The following is a 7,139-nucleotide window of genomic DNA, read 5'->3' as shown; positions in this document are numbered from 1 at the left end:
CCCCCGCGCCCTGTTCGCCATGGGCCGCAGGCACCGGGACGCGCTGTTCCCGCCCGCCGAGAGGCAGCGTCTGACGGCGTACGTCGACATCGACCCGGACCACGTGGCCGAGAGCTTCGACGACGAACCGGCCCTGAACGACGCGGAGATACTGATCACCTCCTGGGGCTGCCCGGTCCTCGACGAGGGCGTGCTGGCCCGCGCACCCGCCCTGAAGGCGATCGTGCACGCCGCCGGCAGTGTCAAGCGCCATGTGACGCAGGCCTGTTGGGACCGAGGGATCGTGGTCTCGTCGGCGGCCGCGGCCAACGCCGTACCCGTCGCCGAGTACACCGTCGCCGCGATCCTCTTCGCCAACAAGCGGGTCCTGGAGATCGGCGGCCTCTACCGCGACCACCGTGACGTGTCCGACTGGTCGCGGCGCTTCCCCGGATTCGGCAACTACCGCAGAACCGTGGGCGTGGTCGGCGCCTCGCTCATCGGCCGCAAGGTGCTCGAACTGCTGCGGCCGTACGACCTCGACCTGCTGCTCGCCGACCCGCACGTCGACGCGGCAGAGGCGGCGGCGCTCGGCGCCCGGCACGTCGGCCTCGGCGAACTCGTCGCGGGCTCGGACGTCGTCTCGCTGCATGCGCCCGCCCTGCCGGAGACCCACCACCTCCTGGACGCCCGCAGGCTGGCGTCGATGCGGGACGGCGCCACGCTCATCAACACGGCCCGCGGCTCCCTCGTCGACACCGCCGCGCTCACCGCCGAAGCCGCGACCGGCCGCATCCACGCGGTCATCGACGTCACCGAACCGGAGGTGCTGCCCGCCACCTCACCCCTCTACTCCCTGCCCAACGTCCTCCTCACCCCGCACATCGCGGGCTCGCTCGGCGGCGAGCTCCGGCGCATCACCGGCAGTGCCATCGACGAAGTCGAGCGCTACTGCGCGCAGAGACCGTTCGCCCACGCCGTGCACCAGGCGGCCCTGGCGACGTCGGCCTGACGGTTCGGTGCCTCCCCCCACATGTCCCGCACTGACGACCAAAGGAGTTCACGTGCGACATCCACAGCCTGAGTGCGGCAGCCCCGTCCCGGAGCCCACCGCGGGGCCCGGGGCGGGACCCCGCTGTCCGCAACCCGACACACTGTCCAGTACCCCCCGCCCCCGCGAAACAGGACGCCCATGTCCTATCCGCATCGTGGACATTTACCCTCGCCCACATGACCCCTCAGCCGAATCCCCAGGTCGGCGCCGCCGTCAAGGCCGCGGACCGCGCGCACGTGTTCCACTCCTGGTCCGCACAGGAGCTGATCGACCCCCTCGCCGTCGCCGGCGCCGAAGGCTCGTACTTCTGGGACTACGACGGCAACCGCTACCTCGACTTCACCAGCGGCCTCGTCTTCACGAACATCGGGTACCAGCACCCGAAGGTCGTCGCCGCGATCCAGGAGCAGGCGGCGACGATGACGACGTTCGCCCCCGCCTTCGCCGTCGAGGCCCGCTCCGAGGCCGCACGCCTCATCGCCGAGCGGACCCCGGGCGACCTCGACAAGATCTTCTTCACCAACGGCGGCGCCGAAGCCGTGGAGAACGCGACCCGCATGGCGCGTCTGCACACCGGCCGACCCAAGGTGCTCTCCGCCTACCGCTCGTACCACGGCGCCACCGCCGCCGCGATCAACCTCACCGGCGACCCGCGCCGCTGGCCCTCCGACAACGGCTCGGCGGGCGTCGTCCGCTTCTGGGCGCCGTTCCTCTACCGCAGCCCGTTCCACGCGGAGAGCGAGCAGCAGGAGTGCGAGCGCGCCCTCCAGCACCTGGAGGACACGATCACCTTCGAGGGCCCCGCGACCATCGCGGCGATCATCCTCGAGACCGTCCCCGGCACCGCCGGCATCATGATCCCGCCGCCGGGCTACCTCAAGGGCGTACGCGAGATCTGCGACCGGTACGGCATCGTCTTCATCCTGGACGAGGTCATGGCGGGCTTCGGGCGCACCGGCAAGTGGTTCGCCGCCGAGCACTTCGACGGCGGCATCGTGCCCGATCTGCTGACCTTCGCGAAGGGCGTGAACTCCGGTTACGTCCCGCTCGGCGGTGTCGCCATCTCCTCCGCCATCGCCGAGACCTTCGCGCGCAGGCCCTACCCGGGCGGGCTCACCTACTCCGGTCACCCGCTCGCCTGCGCCGCCGCCGTCGCGACGATCGAGGTCATGGCGGAGGAGGGCGTCGTCGAGAACGCGGCCCGTGTCGGTACGGAGATCATCGCGCCCGCCCTCGCGGAGCTGGCCGAGCGGCACCCGAGCGTCGGCGAGGTGCGTGGCCTCGGCATGTTCTGGGCCCTGGAACTGGTCAAGGACAAGACGACCCGCGAGCCGCTGGTCCCGTACAACGCGACGGGCGAGGCGAACGCCCCCATGGCGGCGTTCGGCGCGGCCGCGAAGAAGCAGGGCCTGTGGCCCTTCATCAACATGAACCGCACGCATGTCGTCCCGCCGTGCAACATCACGGAGACGGAGGCGAAGGAGGGCATCGCGGCGCTGGACGCGGCGCTTTCCGTGGCGGACGAGCACACCGCGTAACCCCTGCGCTCCGCCGGGTGCCGACAAACGAGGTGCCGGGCTCCGGGAACCCCGACCGCGTAGTCTGACGTGCTCATAAGCAAGACGACCACGTACACGATGACCGCAGGGGAACCCAGATGCCCGGCACCGACGGCCCCGCCGTCATCCGCAGCACTCTGCGCCAGCAGATCGCCGACGCGCTGCGCGACGAGATCCTCGGCGGCCGTCTGGAGCCGGGCCAGGAGTTCACGGTCAAGGAGATCGCCGAGCAGTACGGCGTCTCCGCGACCCCCGTCCGCGAGGCCCTGGTGAACCTCGCCGCGCAGGGCCTCCTCGACGCCGACCAGCACCGCGGCTACCGCGTCCACGAGCACTCCATCGCGGACTACCGCGGCATGCTGGAGGCCCGCAGCCTCGTCTCCGACGGCATCTTCCGCGACCTCATGACCAACGCGGCGGCGCACACCGATGCCGCCGCGGGCCTCGTCTCCGTACGCCGTCGTGGCGAGGAGGCCGCCCGCGCCGCCTGCGCCGGCGACCTGAACGTACTCATCGGCTACGACCTGCGCTTCTGGCGCGAGCTCAGCGCCCTCTTCGGCAACCCCTACCTCTCGGACTTCCTGCACCGCCTGCGCGTCCAGTCCTGGGTCTGCGCCGTCACCTACCTGCGCCGTGCCGTCGAACGCGGCGACGGCGACCTGCGCGGCACCCTGTGGGCCCGGCACACCGAGCTCGTCGACGCCCTTGCCCGCCGCGACCCGCAGGCGGCCCACAGAATCGTCATGGAGTACAACACCCACTCCCTCGCCCTCATCGAGCGGCTGGCGGCCACTGCATGAGTGTGGACCTGACCGTCGTCGTCCCCGCGTACAACGAGGAGCGACGACTGGGCCCCACGCTCGCCGCGATCCGCGCGTATCTGGACGAGGCAGGCCCGGAGGGAAAGGGCGGCCGCTGGGAGCTGATCGTCGTCGACGACGGCTCCACCGACCGCACCGCCCAGATCACCGTCGCGGCGGAGCTCGACGACCCTCGCGTCCACCTCATCCGCTCCGACCGCAACCGCGGCAAGGGCCACGCCCTGCGCCTCGGCGTCCTCGCGTCGCGCGGCGCCCGAGTCCTGATCACCGATGCCGACCTGGCGACCCCCATCGAAGAGCTCGAACGCCTCGACAAGGCGCTCACCGACGGCCACGCGGCCGCGATCGGCTCCCGCGCCGGAGCGGAAGCGACGATCGAGGCCCGCCAGCACCGCCTGCGCGAACTGCTCGGACGCGGCGGCAACTTCCTCATACGTACGGTCGCCGTCCCCGGGATCAGCGACACCCAGTGCGGATTCAAGCTCTTCGACGGCGACTGCGCCCGCGAGGCCTTCACCGCGTCCCGGCTGTGCGGCTGGGGCATAGACGTAGAGGTACTCCAATACCTCCGCCGCTCCGGCCGGCCGATCGCCGAGGTGCCCGTGCGCTGGGCGCACCAGGAGGGCTCGAAGGTCCGCCCGTTCGACTACGTGAAGGTCCTCGCCGAACTGACCTTGCTCAAGGCCCGCACGGTGCGACCGGCGGACGTCCTGGTGGCGGCTCTCTTCCTGACCCTGTCGGTCACCCTCTACTCGGGCCGCTGGGCGGCCCCCGGCGACCGCTACCTCCCCGACTCCCTCCAGGACCAGAACCAGTGGGAGTGGTTCTTCGCGGTGACGGCGGACAACGTCCGCCACCTCCAGAACCCCCTCTTCACGACCCTCCAGAACTTCCCCGACGGCGTGAACCTCATGGCCAACACGGTCATGCTCGGCCTCTCCGTCCCCTTCGCCCCCGTGACCTGGCTCTTCGGCCCGGCGCTCGCCCTGAACGCGGCGATGACGCTGGGCCTCGCCGCGACGGCGGTCACTTGGTACCGGCTGATCGTCCGCCGTCTCGTACGCCACCGGGGCGCGGCGGCCGCGGGCGCGGCGCTCGCGGCTTTCGCGCCGCCGATGATCAGCCACGCCCACGCGCACCCGAACTTCATGGTCCTGTTCATGATCCCGCTGATCACCGACAGGGCACTGCGGCTGTGCGAGGGCACCAGTGTCGTCAGAGACGGAGTCGTCCTCGGCCTCTTCACGACGTACCAGATCTTCCTCGGCGAGGAACCGCTGCTGCTCGCCGCGATGGGCATGCTGCTGTTCGCGGCCGCGTACGGGATGGCGCGCAGGGATGTCGCGAAGGCAGCGCTCAGGCCACTCGCCCGGGGGCTGGGGATCGCGCTGGCCGTGACGATCCCCCTGGTCGCGTTCCCCCTGTACTGGCAGTTCTTCGGCCCGCAGAGCTATACGAGCGTCCTGCACGGCGACAACGCGGGCAACAGCCCCCTGGCCCTGCTCTCCTTCTCCGAACGCTCTCTCGCGGGCGACGAGAAGACGGCGAGCGCCCTCTCCCTGAACCCCACCGAGCAGAACGCGTTCTACGGCTGGCCCCTGGTGGCGCTGGCCTTCGCGATCGTCGTACGTCTCTGGGAGCGGGCGGTGGTGAAGGCGCTGGCGTTCACGGTGCTGGCGGCGGCGTTCCTGTCGCTGGGCCCGAAGTTCCGCGTTCCGCTGACGGACGTGGTCCTGGCCGGCCCGTGGCGCCCTCTCGCGCACATGCCGCTCTTCGAGTCGGTCATCGAATCGCGGGTGGCGATGGTGTGCGCGCCGGCGCTGGGCATGCTGGTGGCGCTGGCCCTGGCCCGCCTGCTTTCGGCCCCGCGTACGGCTTTTCGTTACGCCGGTGTCGCCACCGTCGCGCTCGCGCTCCTTCCGATCGTGCCGATGCCGCTGCGGGCGGTGGAGCGTGCGCAGGTGCCGGCGTTCATCGCGGACGGGACCTGGAGGCGGTACGTGGGGGAGGGCGAATCGCTGGTACCGGTGCCGCTCCCGGACCCGGCAAGCGCCGAGGCGCTGCACTGGCAGACGGCCGCCGACCTGGGCTTCAGCCTCCCCGGCGGCTACTTCAACGGGCCGTGGGGCCCGGACCGCGTCGGCATCTACGGGGCGTCGCCCCGCAACACGTCGAACCTCCTGCGGGACGTCCGCTCGGCGGGCCAGGCCCCGCAGATCACCAAGGAGTGGCGGGCCGCGGCCCGTGCGGACCTGGCGTACTGGAAGGCGGGCGTCCTGGTCCTCGCCCCGCAGGAGCATGACGTGGAACTTCGCGTGACGGTCGAGGAACTCCTTGACCGCCCCGGAAAGTGGGTAGACGGCGTGTGGATCTGGGATCTGCACAAGGGCAGTTAGCGGGCTCGCGCCGCGGCTACGCTGCCTGAGCGCGGAGAACGTCCGACGTCCGACCGATTTGAGGAGCACCCTTGGCCTGTGACCTGTGGCTGGTCCCACTCGTCGACGTGCTGTGTCACAGCCCCGACAACCCGTTCGCGGAGGAGATCGCGGCGTACGACAAGGCGCTGACCGATGCGGGCCTTCCGCCCGTCCCCGTCTTCTCGTACATGCCGGGCCTGTCGGGGGATGTCGCCCCGATCGCGGGCTTCGACTACGACGCGCTGCATTTCCTGAGGCGGGCGTACTTGCTCCAGGTGTGCGGCCTGGAGGTGACGCCGGTGGACGAACTGGGCGGGGACTACGAGCAGTTGCTGGAGATGTTCGACGCGACGGCCCAGCAGTCGCACCTGGTCTGGCACTACGACCACGCGGGTGCGTACGTCCCAGTGGACTTCCCCGCACCCCTCTCGAACGATGAACTCCTCTCGGGCGGCGGTCCGTTGGGCTCGGCGCAGGCGCTGCTCAGGGAACTGGAGTTCGTGGCCCCGTCGATCGGCATAGACCCCACGAACCCACCGGGCCCACCGACGCCGCCACAGTCCCCCACGTCCTTGGAGGAACCGGCGGCGCCTGCCCCACACGACGACAGCCCCTTCGCACGTGAGCGTCACGTCTGGCTGGGCCTGCACGCGGCGACGACGCGGAGCCTGGCGCAGGGCTCCATGATCATCTACAGCTGATTTCCGCGGGGAGGGGGGGCTTTGCTGGGCCGGTGTTGGTGTTGGTGTTGGTGTTGGTGTTGGTGTTGGTGTTCGTGCCGGGCGGTCCCGGCGCCATTCAAGACCCGGGCCCAGCAGAGCCCCCGCATCCCGCCGGGGGGCTGCCTCACCTCGGTTCCGGCGGCCGCTGGCGAGGCATGTTCGGGCGAGCCCCCGGCGGCAGCGCGGCCCGCGCGGGGGGAGGCCCCACCTCCCCCCGCGAGACCGGGACCAGCGCCTGCATGGCCAACGGCGCGGGGCCGGACCGAAACTCCACCATCCAGTCCGCCGTCTCGGCCCGCACCATCTCCGTCACGTCCTCCGAGAACCGCCGCAACACCCCAAGGCACCGATCGGCCGCCTCGCCGGCAGTCCCCTCCGTAGGCCCGAGGACCTCCCGCACACTCTCCGACGCCCAGTCGAACTGAAGTACCTGAAGCCTCCGCTGCACCGCCTGAGCCGTGGCCACGTCCCGCATCCACCCGGACGTAAGACCGAAGAACCGGTCGCACCCCACACACGCGACCCCCACCAGCAGCGAGACGAACCCCCACGCGGCGACATCCCCCGCCGCCCCGGCCAGATCGAGC

6 protein-coding genes are annotated in these 7,139 nt (G+C 71.0%); 5 read left to right on the top strand and 1 reads right to left on the bottom strand.

The window, feature by feature from the left end:
• Positions 1-19: 19 nt before the first annotated feature.
• From E2651_RS39305 to E2651_RS39285, 5 genes are all read left to right on the top strand, one after another.
• Positions 20-991, top strand: coding sequence for a hydroxyacid dehydrogenase (locus E2651_RS39305; protein WP_135336070.1), 972 nt, complete (start codon positions 20-22; stop codon positions 989-991).
• A gap of 218 nt (positions 992-1,209) precedes the next feature.
• Positions 1,210-2,571 (top strand): aspartate aminotransferase family protein, encoded by a 1,362-nt coding sequence (locus E2651_RS39300; protein ID WP_135336069.1) that lies wholly within the window; start codon positions 1,210-1,212, stop codon positions 2,569-2,571.
• 119 nt (positions 2,572-2,690) lie between these two features.
• Positions 2,691-3,392: a GntR family transcriptional regulator gene (locus E2651_RS39295; RefSeq protein WP_135336068.1), complete on the top strand. Its 702-nt coding sequence runs from the start codon at positions 2,691-2,693 to the stop codon at positions 3,390-3,392.
• Entirely contained in the window at positions 3,389-5,809 is a 2,421-nt protein-coding gene (locus E2651_RS39290) for a dolichyl-phosphate beta-glucosyltransferase (protein ID WP_135336067.1), read from the top strand. The genes E2651_RS39295 and E2651_RS39290 overlap by 4 nt, the downstream gene beginning before the upstream one ends.
• A gap of 71 nt (positions 5,810-5,880) precedes the next feature.
• On the top strand, positions 5,881-6,531 hold the full coding sequence (locus tag E2651_RS39285; protein ID WP_135336066.1) for a hypothetical protein: 651 nt from the start codon (positions 5,881-5,883) through the stop codon (positions 6,529-6,531).
• A gap of 145 nt (positions 6,532-6,676) precedes the next feature.
• Here the strand turns inward: E2651_RS39285 and E2651_RS39280 are convergent.
• Positions 6,677-7,139: SLATT domain-containing protein (locus E2651_RS39280; protein ID WP_135336065.1), on the bottom strand; the 463-nt coding region annotated here is incomplete at its 5' end.

The organism is Streptomyces sp. MZ04 (genome assembly GCF_004684775.1).
In the GTDB taxonomy this organism is placed as follows: domain Bacteria; phylum Actinomycetota; class Actinomycetes; order Streptomycetales; family Streptomycetaceae; genus Streptomyces.
Note: the sequence above shows the minus strand (reverse complement) of the source record. Positions and strands in the feature narration are given on the sequence as shown.